A 21,355-nucleotide genomic window follows, 5' to 3' on the forward strand; every position below is an offset into this window, starting at 1 on the left:
CGATCCTGTTTGGAGTTGATCATGACGAGTGGCGTGGCCGCCGCAATTGTCAGCCGACCGGTCGATACCGCGGATTCCCTCACCGAGGTTTTCGCGAAACTGGCTGTACCGGAATACCTCCCCCGACTTCTCGAAACAATGGAATCGCCGTCGGGCGTGGATGAAGAGCTGTGGGGGCCGCTCGTCGCACGCGATCTGGAGCCTTACTTCGCGGATGCCGCTGCCGGGGAAGTAGCCGCGATGCTCGAAGCCTGCGGCGCTTCCCTGGCCCCGGTTCCCATACTGGGACACCATCTTCTCGGTCGGCGGCTGCTGGGCGAACTCGGCTGCCGGGTGACCGCGGATCGGACGCTCGGCGACGGTCACACCGTGGCCTTGGCGGTACCCATCACCGAAGTTCTCTGGCGCACAGCTGATTCGGGCTTCACCGTGCGGTCAGGCAGGCTGCACGGGACGGTCGAGTACGTGGTGGACGCCCAGTCCGCCCAGTGCCTGCTGGTTCCGGCCGAAGGCTCCCTCTACCTGGTGGATGCCGGCGGACCGGGCGTCGACACCACCCAGCTGACCACGCTGGACATATCCCGGAGACTGTCCGCGATCACCATCGACGGGGTGCGGGGACGGCTGCTGTCGTACGACGCCACGCCGGCCATCCGGGCGACCCTGACCATGGCGCTTGCCGCGCTCGCCGCCCAACAGGTCGGCACCGCGCAGCGCGCGCTGGCCACCACCGTCGAGCATCTGAACAACCGCCGGCAATTCGGGCAGGTCCTGGGCAGCCTGCCGAGTCTGCAACACCGGGTCGCGGAAATCTGGGTGCGGGCGACCCTCGCCCGCGCCGCCGCGCACCAAGCCGTCGACCGGGCGCTCGCCCGGGCCGACGACGCCGAACTCGCGGCCTGCACGGCCTTCGCCCTCTGCTCCCGCACCGCCGTCCTGGCCGCCGAGGAGAGCGTGCAGTTGCACGGCGCCCGCGGCCTGCGCTGGGACTACCTACCCGGGCTGCTGCTCAAGCGGGCCCGCACCACGGCCGCCTACCTCGGCGGCGTCAGCGCCGTGCGCGAACGCGCGGCGCTGCTGGCCGGGATCACGCTCCCGGACCAGTCGTGACATCGAAAGCCGAAGAAAGAGAATGCGAATGGGTCCCCTGACCGGATTGAAGGTCCTCGAGCTGGGTGGGCTCGGTCCGAGCCCGCACGCCGCCATGGTGCTGGGCGACCTCGGCGCCGAGGTCGTCCGGGTGCGCCGTCCGGGTGCGCTCGCGCTGCCCGCCGAGGAGGACGACCTGGTGCTGCGCGGCCGCACGGTCATCGACCTGGACATCAAGAACGACCCGGAATCGTTGCGGCGCCTCATCGGTGCGGCCGATGTCCTCATCGAGGGCTATCGGCCCGGGGTGTGCGAGAAGCTCGGGATCGGACCGGAGGTGTGCCTGGCCTCGAATCCCGGCCTGATCTACGCGCGCGTCACCGGCTGGGGGCAGGACGGCCCCCGAGCGCAGCAGGCCGGCCACGACATCAACTTCCTGGCGGCCACCGGGCTGTTGCACGCGATCGGCGCGCCCGACCGTCCGCCGCTGCCGCCGCTGAACCTGCTGGCGGACTACGCGGGTGGGTCCCTCTATGCCGTAATCGGGATTCTGGCAGCGCTTTTCGAGCGCGCCCGGTCCGGGATGGGACAGGTGGTGGACGCCGCCGTCGTTGACGGTCTGACATCGCTGTCGCAGTACGCCTGGTCGCTGCGCAACGCCGGAATGCTCGGCGACCGGCGCGGCTCGAATCTGCTCGACGGCGCCGCACCGTTCTATCGCAGCTATCGGACGGCCGACGGACAGTACATGGCGGTCGGTGCGCTCGAGCCCCACTTCTTCGCCCTGCTGCTCGACCGACTCGGACTCGCGGACGCTGATCTGCCACCGCAATTGGACGCGGCGCGGTGGCCGGTGCTGCACGAGGCGTTGGAGCGGGCCTTCGCCGGGAAGACCCGGGCGGAATGGGTCGAGGTCTTCGACGGACTCGATGCCTGCGTGAGCCCGGTGCTGACCTGGACCGAGGCGCTCGAGGACGAGCATCTGGCCAAGCGGGCCTCGTTCGTGTCCGTCGACGGAGTGCCGCAGGCAGCGGTGGCGCCGCGATTCTCACGGACATCGACCGGTACGCCGACACCGCCACGGCGGCAGCCGACGCCGGTGTCGGAACTTTCCTGGTGACAACCGATTTCACAGCCTTCACGGAACGAGGACGAACGAGCATGCGGGCAATCGCACTGAACGCCTTCAACGGACCCGAATCTTTCGAGGTCATCGACGCACCGGAGCCCGACCCGGCGGGACGGGTCGTCATCGATGTCCACGGCGGCGGGATCGCCTACCCCGAGTTGCTGATCTCGCGGAACCTCTACCAGTACAAGCCACAGCTGCCGTTCATCGCCGGCAGCGAGCTGTCCGGCGTCGTCCGCCACGCGCCGCCCGAGAGCGGCCTGCGGCCCGGCCAGGCGGTCGCCGCGGTCTCCATTACCGGCGGAAGCTGGGCCGAGACGGTCAGCCTGCCGGCCGAATTCGTGGTGCCGCTGCCGGATTCGATCCCGCTGACCGCGGGCGCGGGGCTGCTGTTCAACGATCTCACCGTGCATTTCGCGCTCGTCCTGCGCGGCCGGCTCGCCACCGGGGAGACCGTCCTGGTGCACGGCGCGGCCGGCGGCGTCGGCTCGTCCGCTGTCCGGATGGCCAAGGCGCTCGGCGCGGGGCGGGTCATCGGCGTGGTGAGCACCGAGGCGAAGCGGCAGTTCGCGCTCGAGGCGGGCGCGGATATCGTTGTCCTGGAGACGGAGTGGCCCGACGCCGTCCGTGCCGCCGGCGGGCGCGTGGACGTCGTGCTGGATCCGGTGGGCGGCCGGCGGATGCTGGACAGCCTGCGGCTGCTGGCGTCGGGCGGACGGTACCTGGTCATCGGATTCACCGCCGGCGACATCCCCGAGGTGAAGGTGAATCGCCTGCTGCTCAACAACCTCGACGTCGTGGGCGTCACCTGGGGCGGCAGCTTGATGAGCTCGCAGGGGCTCGTCCAGGAGCAGTGGAAACAGCTGGAGCCGTTGTACGCGAGCGGCGCCATCGCGCCGCCGGCGGTCACCGTCTACGCCGCCCACGCGGTGGCGCGGGCGGCGTCGAGCATCGAAGGCCGCAATGTCACCGGCAAGGCCGTCGTGCTGCTCGCCGCGTCGGCCGCCTGAGACCGGAATCGGGGAAATATGAAGCTCGAACAGGATTCGGTCCGGACCACGACCGCTTCCGGCAGTGATCGCCGCTGGTGGGCCTTGCTGGTCATGGTTCTGGCAGAACTCATCGTCAGCGTCGACTCCACCATCGTCACCATCTCGCTGCCGCTCGCGCAGAGTGATCTGCACATCCGGGATCACGACAAGCAGTGGGCGATCACCGCGTACACGCTGCTGCTGGGCGGCACGCTGCTGCTCGGCGGTCGCCTTGCCGACTATCTCGGCAGACGCCGAGTCTTCATCGCCGGGCTGCTGGGCTTCGCCGTGGCGTCCGCGCTGGCAGGCATGGCGCACACCGGTTTTCAACTGTTCCTCGCCCGCGGTCTGCAAGGGGCATGCGCCGCGTTGATGGCGCCGGCCGCGCTGTCACTGCTATCGGTCACCTTCACCGAGCCGAAGGAGAGGGCCAAAGCCTTCTCGGTGTTCGGCAGCGTGGCGGGCGCGGGCGCGGTCCTCGGTCTGCTCGTCGGCGGCATGCTCACCGAGCATGCGTCGTGGCGCTGGTGCATGCTCATCAACACCCCGGTCGCATTGATCGGAGTAGCCGGGGCCCTGGCATTCGTCCGGCCCGATCCCGCTCAACCGCGCCGGGACGGCTACGACGTGCTGGGCGCGGTCCTCGCCACGGTCGGATTGTCGATCCTGGTATACGGATTCAGTAGAGCCGCCGACTGGGGCTGGTCCGATCGCGGCACCGTGTCGCTGCTCGCCGCAGGCGCCTTCCTGCTGGTGATGTTCATCGTGGTCGAGCACCGGGTCGCCGCGCCGCTGCTGCCCCTGCGGATCCCCGCCGAAAGCACCAGGGGCGGTTCGTATCTGACCATGCTGACCTTGCCGATCGCGATGTACGCCATGTTCCTGTTCGTGAGCTACTTCTTCCAGCAGGCGCTGGGCTATTCGCCCATGCAGGCCGGTCTCGCGTTCCTGCCGTTCCCGATCGGGCTGGCCGTGTCCGCCGGGATTGCCGGACAGGCGATTCCGCGATTCGGGCCGCGACCGGTCATGGTCTGCGGCGGCGCCATCGGCTGTGCGGGCTACCTGCTGCTCGCACAGATCCATCCCGGAGCCGGCTACTGGACGGTCGGGCTGCCGCTGGCGGTGATCGCGCTCGGCATGGGGCCGATATACGTGGCGGTACAGGCCACCGCCCTGTATCGGGTCGCGCCCGAGGACACCGGCGTCGCCAGTGGCCTCATCAACGCGTCGCAGCAGGTCGGTGGCTCGATCGGCACCTCACTGCTGGCAACGGTCGCGGTGCAGGCCGCCCGGCGGTATGCCGGTGACCACCCGAACGCCGATCATCTCGCCGAGCAGGCGGCCATCCACAGCTACAGTGTCGTCTTCTATTGCGGCGCAGCGATATTCGCGGTAACGACCATCGTCATGGCGGTGCTGATCCGTGCTCGCGCGAGCGAACTGGTATCCGGCACTCCCGGAGCCATCGCTTGATCAGCGGAGGCATCGGCATCGTCGGCGTCACCGGCCGCCTCGGCTCCGCGATAGCCGAGACGTGCCGGCGCACGTCGACACCGATCGTGACCACCGCGTCCACAGCGGGCTGGCGGATCGGTGATGGTCGTCCCGAGGTCGTCATCGACGCCAGCCGGGCCTCCGCACTGCCGGACACGCTCGACTATTGCGACGCCAACGGCAGCGCGTTGCTGTACTGCGTGTCGAACCCGCCCGAGCGAGAACTGCGCGAGCTGCGCCGGGCGAGCGAGCGGATCCCGGTGGCCATGGCGGCGAATCTCAGTCCGCTGCACTGGATTCAAGCCCGCGCCGCGGCCACGGCCGCCCACCTCGCCGCCGCCATCGGCTACGACGTCGAGACCACCGTGATCGACCGACACCCCGCTACGAAACAGGACGCCCCCTCCGCGACCGCCCGCCTCCTGCTCGAACAGGCCGGTGGCGCCGGGATGGTCATTTCCGAGCGATACGGCCTGCCGGTCAGCGATCACCGGCTGTTGTTCACCGGTCAGTCCGAAACACTCGAACTGACCCACTCCGTCCGCGACCTCCACCCCGCAGCGGAAGGCGCCCTCCGCCTGGCCGCCCGTCTGACCACCCTCTCACCCGGCTGGTACACCGCCGACCAGCTCTACGCGCAACTGGCTGCCCACCTTCGCAGTTCGCACGTCTGAGCACGCCACACGGCCGGCCGCCGGAACTCGATCCCATTCGAATCCGGCGGCCGCGTGAAGCGGCCACGACGCGCTGACCTTGACGTTCGGCTGGTTGGTGGCGTATCGAATGGGGTACAGCTACCGATGTAGTCCGTACGACGACGCGTGGAGAGAGGCGGTCCAGGTGTCGATGCGTCCTTCGTTGCCGACTCGGCTCTGGCGGGTGCGGCCGTGGAACCCGAATCCGCTACTGCGTGTCTCGGATCGGGCCGAAGTCTTGTTGCGGGCGGTGGCCGTGGTGGTCATGGCCGCGGCGGTGCCGATGGCGGGGGCTGTGGGGAGCGTCAGCTATACCGGAGCGCAGGATCGGATCGCGGCGCAGGACGCGGGGAAGGTCCGGGTGACGGCTACCGAGACCGCGGACGCCGTGCGCGTGCCGGAATCGGATCATTACGCGGGCACGCAGGTGCGTTATCAGGCGCCGGTGCAGTGGAGCAGCGACGGCAAGACCGAGACCGCCACCGTGGACGTGCCCGGACCGCAGGTCGCCGGGGCCACGGTGACAATGTGGATCAAGAACGGGCAGCCGACGCTGGCGCCCGCGCGACCGGGAGCCGCGGCCGCCGAAGGGATCGGGACCGGGCTCGCGGTCCTGGTCGAAACCTGGTGTGCGGCCGCCGCGACCGTGTGGTTCACGGGCACGGTGTTCGACGCCCGGCGGTATTCGCGGTGGGAGCGCGAGTGGCGCGGCATCAATCGGCCGATCGGCAAGGACACCCTGTAGGGAGTGGGATCGGCTGCGCCGGTTCAGTATTCGCCGACGACCAGATTCTGTGGCGGCTCACCCGCCAGATAGCGCGCGATCTCCGCGGTCGCGATGGCCCAGCCGCGCTGCAGGTTTCCGCTGCTGCTGCCGCCGACGTGCGGGGTCAGCAGTAGGCCGGGCGCGTCCCACAGCGGGTGGTCCGCGGGCAGCGGTTCGGGGTCGGTGACATCGAGAATGGCGCGCAGCCGGCCGGATTGCAGTTCGGCGAGCAGGTCGTCGGTGCGCACCACCGGGCCGCGGGCGGCATTGACGAGAATCGCGCGGTCGGGCATACGGGCCAGGAAGGAGGCGTCGACCATGCCGATGGTGGCCGAGGTGACCGGGACCATGAGCACGACGGCGTCGAAATGCGGGAGTAGATCAGGAATTTCGGCGACGCCGTGCACGCCCTCCCTGGCCGTCGTGCCGACCAGCTCGACGGTGGTGTCGAAGGGTAGCAGCATGCGCTGCAACTCCGTCCCCAGATCACCCGCGCCGATGATCAGGATTCGCTTGCCGTGCAAGGTATCCGTGCGGTGCTGGATCCAGCGATGCTCGCGCTGGGCGACCGAGAATTCGATGAATTCCCGGTACATGGTGAGCAATCCGGTGATCGTCCACTCCGCGGTGCTCGCGCCGTGCGCACCCCGGCCGGTCGAGATCCGCACCTGATCCGGCAGCACGCCCACCCATGCCTCGGCCCCCGCGGTCAGCAGCTGCACCAGCCGCAGCTTCGGCAGCGACCGCGCCAGCGCCATACTGTCCGACCGGCTCGCCAGGAACGCGGGCACCAGCACCTCCGCCTCGTCCGCCCCCGCGGGCAGCGGCTCGCCGAGGGTGTAGCGCAGCGGCCGCGCCCCCTCGAGCCGGGAGACCGCCGCGAAACCATGATCGTCGGGCACCAGCACCGTCACCGTCATGTCAGCGACGCTAGCCGACCGGGCGGAACCCGGTCGGTCGCGGTCAGTATCGGGGATGGGCGAGGTACCGGGCGGGCGCGCCCAGCAGCCAGCGGATCAGGGCCACGGTCAGCACGATGATCCCGACGGCGGTGAGCGCCGGGGTGGCGATGAGCCAGCCCGCGTCGAGCAACGCGAGGCCGAGCACGGCGAGCATTCGATCGTCCTCTGCGGACCGGAGTCCTGTTCGGCGGCAGTCGGATATAGGAGGCTATGCCCGTTCATCCGGAGCTCAAACCCCCGAAACCTGTTGTCCGGTCACAGGGTCCGGGCGATGATCTCCTTCATGATCTCGTTGGTGCCAGCGTAGATCTTCTGGACCCGGGCATCGACCCACATGCGTGAGATCGGGTATTCGGTCATGTACCCGTATCCGCCGAACAGTTGCAGACACTCGTCCGCCACGGCCATCGCGCGGTCGCTGACCCACCACTTGGCCATGGCGACGGTCTGAATGTCCAACTCGCCCTTCAGATGCCGGGTGAGGCAGTCGTCGACGAACACGCGGGCGACGCGGGTCTCGGTGGCCACCTCGGCGAGGGTGAACTTGGTGTTCTGGAACGCGAAGATCGGCTTCCCGAAGGCCTGCCGGTCCTTGGTGTAGGCGATGGTCTGCTCGAGCGCCGACTCCATCCCGGCCACCCCGCTCACCGCGATGATCAGCCGTTCCTGCGGCAGCTGCTGCATCAGCTGAATGAACCCCTGCCCCTCCTGCGGGCCGAGCAGATTGCTCACCGGCACCCGGACATCCTCGAAGAACAGTTCGGAGGTGTCCTGACCCTTCTGGCCGATCTTGTTCAGCGCCCGGCCACGACGGAATCCGGGGCGGTCGGCTTCGACCAGGATCAGCGAAATGCCTTGCGCTTTCGCCGCGGTGTCGGTCTTGGCCACGACGATGATCAGACCGGCCTGCTGGCCATTGGTGATGAAGGTCTTCGCGCCGTTGATCACGTACTCGTCGCCCTCGCGCAGCGCGCGGGTCTTGACGTTCTGCAGATCCGATCCGGTGCCCGGTTCGGTCATCGCGATGGCGCCGACCACTTCTCCGCTGGCCATCTTCGGCAGCCACCGCTGCTTCTGCTCCTCGGTGCCGTAGGCCAGCAGATAGTGCGCGACGATCCCGCTGTGCAGGCTCGCTCCCCAGGACGAGTCGCCGCATCGAGCCTGCTCTTCGATGACCACGGCCTCGTGCGCGAAGGTGCCGCCCCCGCCGCCGTAGATCTCGGGGATCGACATGCACAGCAGGCCCAGCTCGCCGGCCTTGGTCCACACCTCACGGTCGACCTGATGCTGCTCGGCGAACCGTTCGGCGTGGGGCGCCAATTCCTTCTCGCAGAAGGAACGGGCCAGCTCCCGTAGTGCGTCGAGGTCGTCATCGAGCCAGCTGGAGCGGTAGGCGGACATCGTCGTTCTCCCAAATCGCCATCATGGGTACACCATGTACCCGTTTCGGGTACATGGTGTACCAGGACGGCTGTGGCCGCAAGACCTCCGGCCGATACGCTGATCGGGTGGTCGACATGGACGGAAAGGCGGACAGCCTGCGCGCGCGCCGCGCCGCGAGCCGGAGCAACCGCGGCGAGCAGCGCCGCGGCGAGATCATCGCGGCCGCCATCGAGGCCATCGAGGACCGCGGGCCCACCGCGAGCACCGGCGATTTCGCCACCCGCGCCGGACTCAACCGCGCCCACATCTACCGGCACTTCGCCAGCAAGGAAGAGCTGGACCGCGAGATCACCCTCGCGCTGTACCGCGAGCACAAGGCGCGCATCCGGGCGGGCATCCGCGTGCACGCCACGCCGCTGGACGCCATCCGCGGCCCGATCGTGCACCACGTCACCTGGGCCCACGAGCACCCGAATCTGTTCCGTTTCCTGGTCAGCCGCCGCTACGCCCGCACCGAGGACGAACCCCGCACCGAGCAGAGCGGTTTCGCCTTCGAGATCGCCTCGGCCGGCCGGCGCTACATCCCGGCGTTCTACGAACACCGGGATGCCGCAGACGGTTTCATCGTCGCCGTGCACGGCCTGATCGACGCGTCCATCCAGTGGTGGCTGGACCATCCCCACGAGACCCGCGACGAACTCATCGACCGCCTCGTCGCCCAGATATGGTTGCTGCTCCGCCAACGGCTCGAGGAGGTCGGCGTCGACCTCGACGATGCCGCCGACACGGTGACGCCCGGCAGGTAGCCGCCGGCTCCGAGCGCTACTTGGCGGCGGGCTCGGTTTTCGCCGGCGCCCCCGGTCGGTGGATCAAACGGGTGAACGACCAATTCGGCTTCGATATCCCGTGTTTCGGCGCGGTGTCTGTCTTGGCCAAGGGGACGACCGGCTTCCGGGGCTTCACCCCACCGGCGAGTTTGACCGCCGGCGCCGGTTTCGTGAGTTCCTTTCGCGCCGCGGCCATCTCGCGCCGCGACTGCCGCAGCTCGCGGCGCGCCACCGCGCCGCGCCGCGACGTGGTCCAGATTCCGGCCGCCATGAGAAGGAATCCCGCCGTGCCGATCGCGCCGATCAGGATCCCGTAGGCGAACAGCAGCCCTGTGGACCCGTGATACGTGTGGTCGAAGACAGTGAAGCCGGCGGGAAGCGCATGTGTGCTACCGCTGTTGGCCTGGATCCCGGCCACACCCACGGTCACAGCACCCAGGAGAGCGATGAGTCCGATGATTGTGAACATATGGGGGCTATGCCCGTTCATCCGCAGGTGAAACCCCGGACCGGTGGGTTGTCCGGCGAGCCCCGTCGATGTCCGCCCGGTCGGCAGGACGATCAACAATCGAGCATCGGTCCATCCTCTCGGATTCGGATCGACTCGTCGGCGATGCATCGCTACCTCATCGCCGTGTCCCCGGCCGCCGGTCCACAGCTCTGCCGCCAGATGCAGGCCACCGAGCTGATATCCCGGAGCCTCTTGTGCGGCAGGGACATCGACGGTCCGGTCGTCGAGTATCCGGCGATCGACTGTTGTCGTATCGCTTGTCGGCTGTTGACCCAGAGGTCCCGCTCGGCGTCGTAGATGTGGCCCATCAATGCGTTTACGCGGTCGGGTATCTCGCCGGCGAAGGCGAGGAACGTCTCGATCTCATCGGCCGGAACGGTTCGCGGCGAGGATCTCGGCGATGGCCGCGTTCAGAATTCGGGACTGTCCCAATCCGTAGGCGCGGAGCAGCGCCGAGAGCGGAACTCCGCGTCGTGCCAGCCCGTTGCGCGTAGACGAACGCGCTGGGCGGCGGGCTCACGGTGGCCGGGGCGATGTCGTTGGCCGGCACATGCTGCACGGTGGCGACATTGCGCGGTCAGCCGCGCTGCGGTTCCGATGATCGGCCCGGCAGGCGGCCCCGACGCCGACGAGTGATCGCGAACCCGGAGTCATGTCGTCGCTGTCGCCTCAGCCGAGGGCGCCGCACCGGTCGAGGTCCATGTCGAAGGCCCCAACGCATACACCTTGACCGGCGACCTGATGGCCAGGTCGTCGAAATGGATCTTGCCGCGGAAGCGGTGCGCGAGGCTTGCCACTGTGACCACCCGGGATTCGGGGTCTGCAGTAACAGATCGAGCACCGATCCGGTCAGGGCGAAGTGCCCGCGATGGTTTGTGCCGAACTGCAATTCGAATCCGTCCCGGGTGTTCTGGCGTGGCGGGTACATGAGTCCGGCGTTGTTGATCAGGAGATCGATCCCCGGACGCGCGGCCCGCAGCAATCGCCGGTGGAGGAACGGACCGATCGGCTCGCGGCCGCCCCGAGTTGTTCGCTGCGGGACCACACCGCGTTCTCCGATCTGGTGAGCGCGCAGGCGGGCGTACTCGAGCACAATGTGTCGGTCGACGTGGTCGTGCGACACAAGCGCTCCAGCCTCGAAAACCTCACCGTCCTCGCCGATCGTGTTCGCCAGGCGGTGCCCGAACTCGGTGACAAGGCGCTGACGATCTGCCTGATGGGCGTGGCCGTGGTCGCTGTACGCCCACGCCCGGCCGTCGGCGAGCACGCTCGCGACCTACGACGCCGACCCCGGCCTGGCCGCCCTGCGCATCGACGTGGGCGCCGCGCTCGAGGAATCCCTGGCGACGTTGATGACCGGTGTTCTGCACCGCCCCGGCGGCTCGAATTCTCTTCCGCGCGAATCGAAATGACGACTCGGGCGTTATGGCCCGATGTCCGATTCACTGTTCCGGCGATACGTGAGCAGCCACCAGGCCACGATCAGGTCGTCGGTGCGGTCGAGGTTCAGGCCGGTTATCTCGGCGAAGCGCAGCAACCGGTTTCGGACGGTATTGCGGTGCAGGTAGAGCTTGGCGGAGGTCTCGTCGACGCGGCGGTCGCACTCGAGGTACGCCTCGACCGTGGCCGCGACCTCGGCGCCGGCACTGTGACGCAGCAGCGGCGCAAGGTGTTTCGCGGCGAGCGCCTCCACCGCCTCGTCGGGATACGCGAGCAGCGGTAGCGGCCCCAAGGTCGCCAGATCGACCAGCCCGGTGCGATCGGTGCGGGCGGCGAGGTCGAGGGCCTGGCGCGCGCGGCGATAGGACATCGGAGCCTCGGTCAGCGGCACCGAGGGCCCCAGGGCCACCGTCCCCGCCGGGGGCGGGTCGTCCGGGGTGTGGGGGAGCAAGGCGACCAGGTGGCGGTCGATGACCGTGTCGACGACCGGCATTTTCGCGGTCGATCCGCGTGCGCGCAGGTAGGCGAGCAGTTCCGAGGCGGCTCTGGTCTCGTCCCAGGCGACATAGGCGACGTGGTATCGGTGATCCGGGTCCAGCCGGTGGTTCGCGGCCTCGGCGGTGATCGCCGCCGGGGACAGGCTGCCGTCGACGAGACGACGCAGGAAGTCCGCGCGCCGGGTGGCGCCGGCGATGGCCCGGTCCTGCAGGACCATGTGCACCGCGGTGGCCGAGGCGGTTGCCCACTCCCACATGAGGTCCTGCATGGCGTCGATCTCGGTGGCCGGTATCCCGGCGGCGACCGCGCGTGCACGGACAATGGCGAATATCCGGCGTGCCCCGATCTGGATGCTGTGCGCGACGAGCTCGAGCGGGATCTGCTGGTCGGCCCAGACGCGGGCGAGGTCGGCCAGTTCGTCGAAACTCGATTCCGCCAGGTCGGCGTTCAGGTGACGGACCGCGATCTGGAGTACGGCACGCGTGTTCTGCTCGATCGAGCCGGGGTCGACCTGGTCGTAGACGGGAATGCTGGCTCGGTACAGGCGGGTGAGCTCCGCCGAGATCTGGCGCAGTTCCGGATCGGCCGCGGAGATCAGCGTCGCGATCCGGGCCGCGGTTTCTCTCCGGCCCGGCTCGAGCGGCACAGCCGGCCGGCCGGCGTTCATCGTCATCGCGGGTTCCTCATGAGCTCACTCCTGTGCATATGCACACCAAGGGGGGTCCTCGTGCCCATTCTCTGGATGTTCTGACCCATTCAGAATGGCATATGCACATCCAGCCAGAGGAAATCGAGGAGTCATGGACTTTGTGCCGAGCCCTCGCGCTGCCGATCTCGTCGAGCGCGTTCGCCATTTCGTCGATCACGAGATCCTCCCCGTCGAGCCCGGGCATCACCGGGAGTTCGCCGACGGGCCCGACGAGGTGCACCTGGACCCCCGCGCGGCGAACTGCCGCGCCATCTCCTCCGAGGCCCGGCAGGTGCGGTCCGAGGACGCCTTCGACGTGAACGCGCTGGCCGCCTGGTCTCGCACTCATCTCGGCGACGAAACGTTGAGCGGTATCCCCGCCGTGCGTCAGTTCTCCGGTGGCGCTTCGAATCTGACGTACCTGCTGGAGTACCCGGACCGTGACCTCATTCTGCGGCGGCCCCCGGCCGGGCGGCACGGCGAAGGTGCGCACGACATGGCCCGGGAGTATCGCGTGCAGACCGCACTCGGGCCGGTGTTCGACTACGCGCCGTCGACCGTCGCGCTGTGCCAGGACCCCGAAATCCTCGGGGCCCCTTTCTATCTGATGGAGCGACTCGACGGCGTCATCCCCCGCAAGGAGTTTCCCCAGGACCTGAGGCTCACCATGCCGCAGGTCGGCGAGCTGTGCACGAACGTCCTCGACGTACTGGTCGATCTGCACGTGATCGATCCCGAGGCGGCGGGGTTGAGCTGGATGTCGAAGGGGCCCGGTTACGTCGCCCGCCAGGTCACCGGCTGGTCGAAGCGCTACCGCCGGGCCAGAACCTGGAATGTCGGCTCGTTCGAATCGGTGATGTCGTGGCTGGCCGCCAATCAGCCGCCCGATCGCGGGGCCGTGCTCATCCACAACGACTTTCGCTTCGACAACATCGTCCTCGACCACTCCGATCCGACCCGGCCCATCGGGCTGCTCGACTGGGAGATGGCCACCATCGGGGATCCGCTGATGGATCTCGGCAGCGCGCTCGCGTACTGGGTACAGCAGGACGACGGCCCCGCGTTCAAGTTCTTCCGCCGCCAGCCCACCCACACCCCGGGCATGCTGACGCGCCGCGAGGTCGTCGAATACTACAGCCGGCGAACGGGAATCGGTCTCACCGATCGCGAATGGGCCTTCTACGAGGTCTTCGGCCTGTTCCGGCTGGCGGTCATCTGCCAGCAGATCTACTTCCGGTACCACCACAAGCAGACCACCAACCCGGCGTTCCGGTTCTTCGGGCTCGCCGTCATCCTGCTGGAACACCGCTGCCGCAGGATCATTCGCGGGAGCAGGTGACACGTCGACTCCCTCGAGCTGTCCGGCCCACGCCCGCCACCCCGACTCCGATACGGATCCCGGACGATGCCGCGCATCCTGCCGCACCTGAGCTGGTGGCATGTACCCCCTCGCTTCATGTACAGCGAGGTCCGCGATGCCATCCGCCCGGGGTCGTCTCGGCCACGTAGACGGACGCCCGGCACGTGAACCGTAACGAACCGGTCGTGCCCGGCGCGGCGCTGGGACGGGCTGGCGATCGAGTAGCAAACTTCCGGACATGTCTCCTTCGCCCGGTTACTGGCGCGGGTAGCGCCGAGGATGGCCGCGTCCGTCCGCCGTGGTCCCGCGCCCATGCTGGCGACCGGGGGGTCGCCGCCGGGCGGGCCCGGGTGGGCGATCGAGATGAAGTGGGACGGGGTCCGCATCATCGCGGTGTGCGAGGGCGGGGAATGCAGTTTGTTCAGCCGCAACGGGAATGACGTCAGTGCGGCGTACCCGGAGATCATCGCGGGCTTGAAAGTGCTGTCCGGCAAGGGATCTCTGATCTTGGACGGTGAGATCGTGGCGCCGGATCGGGACGGGGCGCCGTCGTTCGGGCTGTTGCAGCGGCGCATGCATGTGGCGCAGCCGGGGGAGCGCTTGGTGGCCGAGGTGCCGGTGCGGTACTTCGTCTTCGACGTGCTGCGCGTGGCGGGGGTCGACGTCACGGGGGAGACATATCTGCAACGCCGGACGCGACTGCTGGAGCTGGAACCGGCCGAGCCGCTGTCGGTGCCGCCGCACTGGCTCGATGCGGATGCGGAGCAGTTGCTGGAGGTGGCGCGGGAGCATCGGATCGAGGGGATCGTGTCCAAACGGACGGATTCGGTGTACCTGCCGGGGCGGCGGTCGCCGGCCTGGATCAAGACGCCGCTGCGGCAGAACACCGAAGTGGTGGTGGCGGGCTGGACGCCGGGGGCGGGCGGATTCGGCGCGACATTCGGATCGCTGGTCATGGGCGCGCACGATGAGACGGGGCGGTTGGTCTACATCGGCAATGTCGGCACCGGATTCACCCTGGCCGCCCGTCGCGCACTGCGGCACGCGCTCGACGAGATCACCGTCCCCGCAAGCCCTTTCGATCCGCCCCCGCCCGAATCCGCTGCGGGCGGCTGGCGCTGGGTCGAACCCATCCTGGTCGCGGACGTGGAGTACCGCGAATTCTCCGGTGAGCGACTGCGCCAGCCCAGCTGGAAGGGGTTGCGTACCGACAAGCCCCCGGCGCTGGTGGAAGTGCCGCCCGGGCGCTGAGGCCGCCTTGCGCCTGCACAGCACCCACCCGGCATAGACTTGTCGCCACGCCATAGCCATTTCGCTCGACCATTGCAGGATCGAGGCTGAAATCCCGTGGAGGCCGCCGAACCGGAACGCCCGCCGGGCAAGAACGAGCGCGAGGAACTCACGCGACTGCGCCGAGAACTCGCGGCGCCGCGTGGCGGCTCGGACGGCGGCGACCCGGTAACGGGACCGGAAGAGAAGCCACCCAGCGCACGTCGCCGCGCCCTGCGCTGGACGGCCACGGCCGCGCTGCTGATCCTCGTCGCCGTGCTGGCCATCGGTTCGGTGCTCGCTCGATTCGCCCACGGTGAATTGCTCGACACCGACCGCTACGTCCAGACCGTCGAACCACTCGGAACCAACCCGACACTGCAGAGCGAGCTGGCCGACCGGATCACCGACGCGATCATGGCGCGCGTCGACGTCCAGAACATCACCGCCCAGGCCCTGGCGGCCATCGCCGAATCCAACTCCCGGGTGCCGTCGGCTGTGGTCGGAGTGGCTCCGCTGGTCGGCAAGGAAGCGCGCGACTTCGTCCGGGACACAACGCAATCGGTGCTGGCCTCCGGCCAATTCCGGGGCTTGTGGATCGAAGCGAACCGGCAGGCGCACCAGGGCGTCGCTGCCGTGCTGAGGGATCGCGCTCATGCCGCGGTGGGCATGAGCGCGGACGGCACCGTGAGCGTGTCCATCGGCCCGATCATCGACCAGGTCCGGACCGCCTTGATCGCACGAGGATTCACCTTCGCCGACCGGGTGCCCGCCATCGACCGGTCCTTCGTGTTGTTCCGCTCGCCGGAGCTCGTCGAGGCGCGGGGATGGGTGTCGGTCCTCGACCGCGTCGCCCCGGTGCTGCCGTGGATCACGGTGCTCGTCGCGGCCTGCGCGGTGTGGGTCGCACCGCATGGCGCCCGCAGACGAGCCACCTTCTGGGTGGGTGTGGCGCTGGCCTTGGCGATGGCCCTGCTCGCGGTGGCCCTCGGCGTCGCCCGATCGGCCTACCTGGACGCCGTTCCCGCCGAGGTGATGTCCACGCCGACGGCCGCGGTGGTGATCGATGTCTTTCTCGTGCCGTTGCGGACCACCGTACGGGCGTTGTTCGCGGTCGCCGTGCTGATCGTGTTCCTCGGGGTGCTCAGCGGGCCGTCGAGATCCGCGGTCGCCGTGCGTGCCGGGTACTACCGCGCTGTCACCGCACTGCGGTCACAGCGCACCGATCGGGAACCGAATGCCGTCGAATCCGCCGTGGCCCGATTCCGTGGCCCGTTGCGCGGCGGCATCGTCGCCCTCGCCGTGATCGTCCTCATCGCCTGGCGGTATCCGACGGGCCTGGTCGTCGCCGGGATAGTCCTGGCGGCACTCGCGGCACTGTTCATCGTGGAGCTGGCGGCCACCGGGGACCGGGCGCATCCCTGAGGTCAGGTGCCGCCGACGGGTTCCGGACCGCGCAGATAGCGCCCGACCGCGGACTCGTCCAACGCGAACGCCCGGATGACCGCGGCCGCGCCCACGATCACCACCGACATCACGAAAAGCCAACTGACAGAGGTGAAAGCGAGCCCCCACGGCCCGAAGTGGTGCTCCGCGTTCGCCGCGATCCGGGGCAGCACGATCCGGGCGCCGATATGGACCGCGGTCAAACCGATCGCCGTCAGGAGCCCGCTGGCCCAGACCACCCGCCCGCTCAGCGCGCCCTTGGTCAGCAGGAACGGCGCATACGCCCACACCAGCGTCCACACCGCGATCTCACCGAGCGCCGCGAGGGGCTGCCCCGCGTACCGGATATCGGTCAGATCCCGGGTCTGCTCGACCAGCGCTGCCGACAGCGCCACCGCCAGCAGCGCGGTGAACCACCGCCAGGCATCGCGCGGTCCCATCGACGGCACCCGCCACACCGCCCCGTACACGCGGCCGAGTGCGCGCGCGAACGAGGTGCCGCTGAGGATCACCATCAGCAACCCGACCACACCGAACCCGGTCAGTGACGACTCCGGAACCTCGGCCGCATCCCCGACCGCCACCGCCCGCGGATCGAAACCGAACTGGTCGCGGATGGTGCCGGTGGTCGGATGCCAGCCGGTGAACGCCGACGCGGCGATAATTACGGGCAGCACCGAGGTGAAGATCTGCGCCGCCAGCGCCAGCGACCGGTCGACGAGCTCGATCTCGATCAGGGTCTCGGCCACCCGCCACAGGGTCCGGCCCGCGGGCGTCGCGCGCATCCAGTCCCTGACCTTCGTGGAGGCCTGTCGAATCAGCGACATTCGAATGCCTCCCTCAGCTCGACTTCCCGACCGGTCACCAGGGACTCCGATCTATGAAACCAAGAACCCGGTCGGTTCTGTGGCTCCGCGCTCAGCGAGTTCCGTGGCCGGCCCTCGGCCGGCCCGGATCGAGCATCCGCCCCGCGAACGAACCATGTGATGCGGCAACGCAATTGGCGAAATCGCAGGCGATCGACCACAATCGAAGGAATGGGCAGCGTTGGAGCACGAAGACTGCGCGAGCTCTCGGCTGCCGAGTCACTGAAACGGCTGGCCGGCGCGCAATACGGGCGAATTGTGTACTCGCGCCGCGGACTTCCGATCATCCGGCCGGTCAATCACATCGTCGAAGAGGACGTCGTGGTGGTGCGCGCGCATCTGGGCGCCAGCCTGCTGCGCGGTGACGGCCAGGTGGTGGCATACGAGGCCGACTCCTTCGACGAGCACACCCGGCAGGGCTGGAGCGTGATCGTCAGCGGGGTCGCCCGCGTGGTCATGGACCCCGAGCAGGTGCAGCGCTACGAGACCCTGCTCGATCCCTGGATCAATATGCCGATGGACCATGTCATCCGCATCGAGGCCGAGATCGTCACCGGCCTCGAGTTGATCGACGAGGCCGGCTAGACACGCGCCCCCGGCTGTGCCACGCGCCGCGGCGACTGTGACCTCCGATACCACTCCGGTAGCGTGGCACGCCGTTGGACCGAGCCCGGCAAACCGCCGGCAGGCTCGGCGCGGCCGGCGGTTCCCGATCACGAACGGCGGGTTCCGGCCGCACGCACGTGAGAGGAACCACATTTGACAGCCTCGGAAAGGCAGCTGCCGGCCACCGGTAGCGCATCCACGGACGACGAGGGCTACTCCCGCGGCTTGTCGCCGCGCACCATCCAGATGATCGCCATCGGCGGCGCGATCGGCACCGGCCTGTTCTACGGCGCGGGCGGCGCGATCCAGAAGGCCGGGCCGGCACTCATCCTCTGCTACTTGGCCGCCGGCCTCGCCATCTTCGTGATCATGCGAGCCCTGGGCGAACTCCTCACCTACCGCCCGGTCACCGGCAGCTTCGCCGAATACGCCAATGAATTCCTCGGCCGCTTCGCGGGTTTCGCCACCGGCTGGACGTACTGGGCGGTCTGGGTGGCCACCTGCATGGCCGAGATCACCGTGGCCGGCAAGTACGTGCAGTACTGGTTCAACATCCCGCAGTGGGTGACCGCGCTGGTGGTGCTGGGCATCATGTTCGTCGCCAACCTGGTGTCGGTGCGGCTGTTCGGCGAGGGCGAATTCTGGTTCTCCGCCATCAAGGTGACCGCCATCGTGTCCATGATCGTGATCGGCGTCGGCGTGCTGATCTTCCACTTCGGCCATGCCACCAACCCGACCGTCACGAATCTGTGGAACGACGGCGGCGTGTTCCCCAACGGTTTCGGGCAGGCGCTGCTGGCCCTGCAGATCGTGGTATTCGCCTATGTCGGTGTGGAATTGGTGGGAGTCACCGCCGGTGAGGCGCGCGACCCGAAGCACACGCTGCGCAAGGCCATCAACAGCCTGCCCCTGCGCATCGGCCTGTTCTACGTCGGCGCGCTCGTGATCATCATGTCGGTGTCGAGCTGGCGCACCTTCCACGCGGGCCGCAGCCCGTTCGTGGAGATCTTCGAGCAGATCGGCATCCCGGGCGCGGCCGGCATCATCAACTTCGTGCTGCTGACCGCGGCCCTGTCGTCCTGCAACTCCGGCATCTACTCGACCGGGCGCATGCTGCGCAGCCTGGCGCAGCGCGAAGAGGCCCCGGCCGCCCTGGGCTCGCTCAGCAGCCGATCGGTGCCCGCGGCCGGTATCGCGGTGTCGGCGGCGGTCATGGTGATCGGTGTCGCGGTGAACTACTTCTCGCCGGACAAGGCATTCGGCTACATCACGTCGGTGTCCACCATGGGCATCATCTTCGTGTGGGGCGTCATCCTGGTCTGCCACCTGCTCTACCGCCTGCGCGTCAAGGCGGGTGTGCTGCCCGCCAGCGACTACCGCCTGCCCGGCGCGCCCGTCACCACGGTGCTCGCCCTGGGCTTCCTGGCCCTGGTCGTGGTGCTGCTGTTCTTCACCGAGGACGGTCGCAGCGCCCTCGTGGTCGGCCTGGTCTGGGGCGCCCTCGTCTGCGCCGGCTACCCGCTGCTCAGCCGCAAGTACTCTCGGGAAGCCCTTCAGAACAGCTAACCTCGGTGGGCATGACGCACGCTCGAGATCGCCGGGGGAGGCAATCGGCTGCGTACGACCCCGACACGGTGCCGCTACGCCCGAGTAGACGCAGCCGATCCAGACCCCGCCCGCCCGCCGCCCGCCGCCCCCGTGAACGCCCCGAGCGAACACGCCGGGCGCTGGCTGCCGGGCGGGTGGCAATGGCCCTGCTGGCGGTCGCGGCGCTGACCGCCACCGGCGCGGCCTGGCGCAGATACCATCAGGAATTGAGCGGGCTGACCATCTCCGGCGTGACCCCGGACGGCCCCAAATCGAGTGGCAAGACACAGAACATCCTCGTCATGGGCCTGGACAGCCGCCTCGACGAGCACGGCAATCCACTGCCCCAGGACATGTACGACGCGTTGCACGCGGGGGACGACAGCGAGGGCGGTTTCAACTCGAATGTGCTGATCCTGGTGCACATTCCGGGCGACGGTTCCAAATCCACCGCCATCTCCATTCCCCGCGACGACTACGTCACCCTCGATCCCGCCTCCTGCGCCACCTCCCCGTGCAAGGGAAAGATCAAGCAGGCCTACGGATTCGCCTACGCGCGGGCCAAGGACAAGCTCACCGCCGCCGGGATCAAGGACCCCCTCGACCTCGATCGGAAATCCCGCGACGCGGGCCGGCTGGCCGAGAGCAATACGGTCGGCAAGTTCCTCGGCAATGTGCCCGTCGACCATTTCGTCGAGATCACCCTGGCCGCCTTCTTTCAGATCGCCGAGGCCGAACAGCCGATCACGGTGTGCCTCAACGAGGACACCTCCGACAGCTTCTCCGGCGCCAATTTCAAGAAGGGCAAGCAGCAGATCGACGCCTCGCAGGCCATGGCCTTCGTGCGCCAGCGCCGCGATCCCGACCAGCCGCTGTTCACCGACCTCGACCGCACCCGCCGCCAGCAGGCGTTCATCGTGTCACTGGCCCGGCAGCTGCAGGACGGCGGCACGCTGAGCAGCACCAGCAAGCTGCGCGCGCTGCTGGACATCGCCAAGCAGAACACCGCCATCGACAGCGGCCTGGACCCGCTGTCGTTCGCGCAGCGCGCCTCCGCCCTGCTCGACGACGGGCTGTCGCTGTACACGCTGCCGGTCAAGGACTTCGGTACCGACGACGCGGGGGAGTCCATCAATATCGTCGACCCGGACGAGATCAAGGGCATCGTGAAAAACCTGCTGTCCCCGGGCGATTCCGGCGCCACCACGACCACCACGCCCGCGCCGGCCACCACCGCCGCAATCCCGGACGCCGCCGGGATCGTGCTCAACGTCGTCAACAGCTCCGGCGAGAACGGCCTGGCAGCCAAGGTCGAACAAGCCCTGGCCGCACAGGGTTTCACCCAGGGCACCGCCACCACCGGCGCCGCCCGCGACACCACCACCCTCACCTACGGTGCGGGCGCCGAATCCGCGGCCACCGCCCTCGCCGCCCAACTCGGACTCACCGCGACCGAATCGACGGCCGTGGCAGCCCAGGCCGTCCGGCTCACCCTCGGCAGCGACGCCCGCACCGGCCCCCTCGCGAATCTGCCCATCGACCAGGCCGATCCGACCACCTCCGCCACCCGCACCAAGACCCCGGCCACGTCCACCACCCCGCCCGCCCCGGTCTCGGCCACCGCCCCCGGCTCCAACGCGCCCGAGGCCACCGACCTGTCGCAGATGGACACCGGCGGCATTCCCTGTGTGAGGTAACCGAATTCGCG

19 protein-coding genes and 2 pseudogenes are annotated in these 21,355 nt (G+C 68.7%); 14 read left to right on the forward strand and 7 right to left on the reverse strand.

Going from position 1 to position 21,355, the window contains the following annotated elements:
* Positions 1–21 precede the first annotated feature (21 nt).
* The 6 genes from ON33_RS36095 to ON33_RS38915 all read left to right on the forward strand — a co-directional run bounded on the left by ON33_RS36095 (position 22) and on the right by ON33_RS38915 (position 6,183).
* The gene (locus tag ON33_RS36095) at positions 22–1,110 is read left to right on the forward strand and encodes an acyl-CoA dehydrogenase family protein (protein WP_157184923.1); all 1,089 of its coding nucleotides are present in this window, start codon (positions 22–24) and stop codon (positions 1,108–1,110) included.
* 22 nt (positions 1,111–1,132) lie between these two features.
* Complete coding sequence (locus tag ON33_RS36100; RefSeq protein WP_040863638.1) at positions 1,133–2,209, forward strand: CaiB/BaiF CoA transferase family protein; 1,077 nt, start codon at positions 1,133–1,135, stop codon at positions 2,207–2,209.
* A gap of 41 nt (positions 2,210–2,250) precedes the next feature.
* Complete coding sequence (locus ON33_RS36105; RefSeq protein ID WP_040863639.1) at positions 2,251–3,228, forward strand: NADPH:quinone oxidoreductase family protein; 978 nt, start codon at positions 2,251–2,253, stop codon at positions 3,226–3,228.
* Between the two features lie 18 nt (positions 3,229–3,246).
* The gene (locus ON33_RS36110) at positions 3,247–4,722 is read left to right on the forward strand and encodes an MFS transporter (protein WP_051153394.1); all 1,476 of its coding nucleotides are present in this window, start codon (positions 3,247–3,249) and stop codon (positions 4,720–4,722) included.
* Positions 4,719–5,417: a dihydrodipicolinate reductase C-terminal domain-containing protein gene (locus ON33_RS36115; protein ID WP_040863640.1), complete on the forward strand. Its 699-nt coding sequence runs from the start codon at positions 4,719–4,721 to the stop codon at positions 5,415–5,417. The genes ON33_RS36110 and ON33_RS36115 overlap by 4 nt, the downstream gene beginning before the upstream one ends.
* Before the next feature lie 172 nt (positions 5,418–5,589).
* Complete coding sequence (locus tag ON33_RS38915) at positions 5,590–6,183, forward strand: Rv1733c family protein (protein WP_444543770.1); 594 nt, start codon at positions 5,590–5,592, stop codon at positions 6,181–6,183.
* Between the two features lie 23 nt (positions 6,184–6,206).
* Here the strand turns inward: ON33_RS38915 and ON33_RS36125 are convergent, their stop codons facing one another.
* The 3 genes from ON33_RS36125 to ON33_RS36130 form a co-directional block, all read right to left on the reverse strand.
* On the reverse strand, positions 6,207–7,124 hold the full coding sequence (locus ON33_RS36125; RefSeq protein ID WP_040863641.1) for a 2-hydroxyacid dehydrogenase: 918 nt from the start codon (positions 7,122–7,124) through the stop codon (positions 6,207–6,209).
* Positions 7,125–7,167: 43 nt separating this feature from the next.
* Positions 7,168–7,320, reverse strand: a complete 153-nt coding sequence (locus ON33_RS42470) for a hypothetical protein (RefSeq protein ID WP_085996899.1) — start codon at positions 7,318–7,320, stop codon at positions 7,168–7,170.
* Between the two features lie 101 nt (positions 7,321–7,421).
* On the reverse strand, positions 7,422–8,567 hold the full coding sequence (locus tag ON33_RS36130) for an acyl-CoA dehydrogenase family protein (protein ID WP_040863642.1): 1,146 nt from the start codon (positions 8,565–8,567) through the stop codon (positions 7,422–7,424).
* Between the two features lie 23 nt (positions 8,568–8,590).
* On the opposite strand from ON33_RS36130, the gene ON33_RS36135 reads away from it, so the two are divergent.
* Positions 8,591–9,355: a TetR/AcrR family transcriptional regulator gene (locus ON33_RS36135; protein WP_245551146.1), complete on the forward strand. Its 765-nt coding sequence runs from the start codon at positions 8,591–8,593 to the stop codon at positions 9,353–9,355.
* A 16-nt stretch (positions 9,356–9,371) separates the two neighbouring features.
* Here the strand turns inward: ON33_RS36135 and ON33_RS38920 are convergent, their stop codons facing one another.
* A complete protein-coding gene (locus tag ON33_RS38920; protein WP_157184925.1) occupies positions 9,372–9,941 on the reverse strand; it encodes a LapA family protein in 570 nt (189 codons plus the stop codon).
* Positions 9,942–10,633: 692 nt separating this feature from the next.
* Positions 10,634–10,872, reverse strand: a pseudogene (locus ON33_RS43800) (SDR family NAD(P)-dependent oxidoreductase); the annotation flags it as partial.
* Here ON33_RS43800 and ON33_RS44610 point away from each other — a divergent pair.
* Positions 10,756–11,299 (forward strand): annotated as a pseudogene (locus tag ON33_RS44610) (hypothetical protein). The pseudogenes ON33_RS43800 and ON33_RS44610 overlap by 117 nt on opposite strands.
* Before the next feature lie 11 nt (positions 11,300–11,310).
* On the opposite strand, the gene ON33_RS36150 reads toward ON33_RS44610, so the two are convergent.
* Positions 11,311–12,498, reverse strand: coding sequence for a PucR family transcriptional regulator (locus ON33_RS36150; RefSeq protein WP_157184926.1), 1,188 nt, complete (start codon positions 12,496–12,498; stop codon positions 11,311–11,313).
* Between the two features lie 127 nt (positions 12,499–12,625).
* Here ON33_RS36150 and ON33_RS36155 point away from each other — a divergent pair, with 127 nt between their 5' ends.
* The 3 genes from ON33_RS36155 to ON33_RS36165 all read left to right on the forward strand — a co-directional run bounded on the left by ON33_RS36155 (position 12,626) and on the right by ON33_RS36165 (position 16,567).
* Complete coding sequence (locus ON33_RS36155) at positions 12,626–13,852, forward strand: phosphotransferase family protein (protein ID WP_083869569.1); 1,227 nt, start codon at positions 12,626–12,628, stop codon at positions 13,850–13,852.
* Between the two features lie 300 nt (positions 13,853–14,152).
* A complete protein-coding gene (ligD, locus tag ON33_RS36160; protein WP_040863645.1) occupies positions 14,153–15,124 on the forward strand; it encodes a non-homologous end-joining DNA ligase in 972 nt (323 codons plus the stop codon).
* Positions 15,125–15,220: 96 nt separating this feature from the next.
* Positions 15,221–16,567 carry a hypothetical protein gene (locus ON33_RS36165; RefSeq protein WP_040863646.1) on the forward strand — a complete coding sequence of 449 codons (1,347 nt, stop codon included), beginning with the start codon at positions 15,221–15,223 and terminating at the stop codon, positions 16,565–16,567.
* 2 nt (positions 16,568–16,569) lie between these two features.
* Here ON33_RS36165 and ON33_RS36170 read toward each other — a convergent pair whose 3' ends face one another.
* Positions 16,570–17,415, reverse strand: coding sequence for a hypothetical protein (locus ON33_RS36170; RefSeq protein WP_040863647.1), 846 nt, complete (start codon positions 17,413–17,415; stop codon positions 16,570–16,572).
* A gap of 210 nt (positions 17,416–17,625) precedes the next feature.
* On the opposite strand from ON33_RS36170, the gene ON33_RS36175 reads away from it, so the two are divergent.
* The 3 genes from ON33_RS36175 to ON33_RS36185 all read left to right on the forward strand — a co-directional run bounded on the left by ON33_RS36175 (position 17,626) and on the right by ON33_RS36185 (position 21,344).
* Positions 17,626–18,039 carry a pyridoxamine 5'-phosphate oxidase family protein gene (locus ON33_RS36175; protein WP_040863648.1) on the forward strand — a complete coding sequence of 138 codons (414 nt, stop codon included), beginning with the start codon at positions 17,626–17,628 and terminating at the stop codon, positions 18,037–18,039.
* A 174-nt stretch (positions 18,040–18,213) separates the two neighbouring features.
* The gene (locus ON33_RS36180; RefSeq protein ID WP_083869571.1) at positions 18,214–19,626 is read left to right on the forward strand and encodes an amino acid permease; all 1,413 of its coding nucleotides are present in this window, start codon (positions 18,214–18,216) and stop codon (positions 19,624–19,626) included.
* A gap of 182 nt (positions 19,627–19,808) precedes the next feature.
* On the forward strand, positions 19,809–21,344 hold the full coding sequence (locus ON33_RS36185) for an LCP family protein (protein WP_040863649.1): 1,536 nt from the start codon (positions 19,809–19,811) through the stop codon (positions 21,342–21,344).
* The last annotated feature ends 11 nt before the right edge of the window (positions 21,345–21,355 follow it).

This window comes from Nocardia niigatensis NBRC 100131, from assembly GCF_000308655.1.
Lineage (GTDB): Bacteria > Actinomycetota > Actinomycetes > Mycobacteriales > Mycobacteriaceae > Nocardia > Nocardia niigatensis.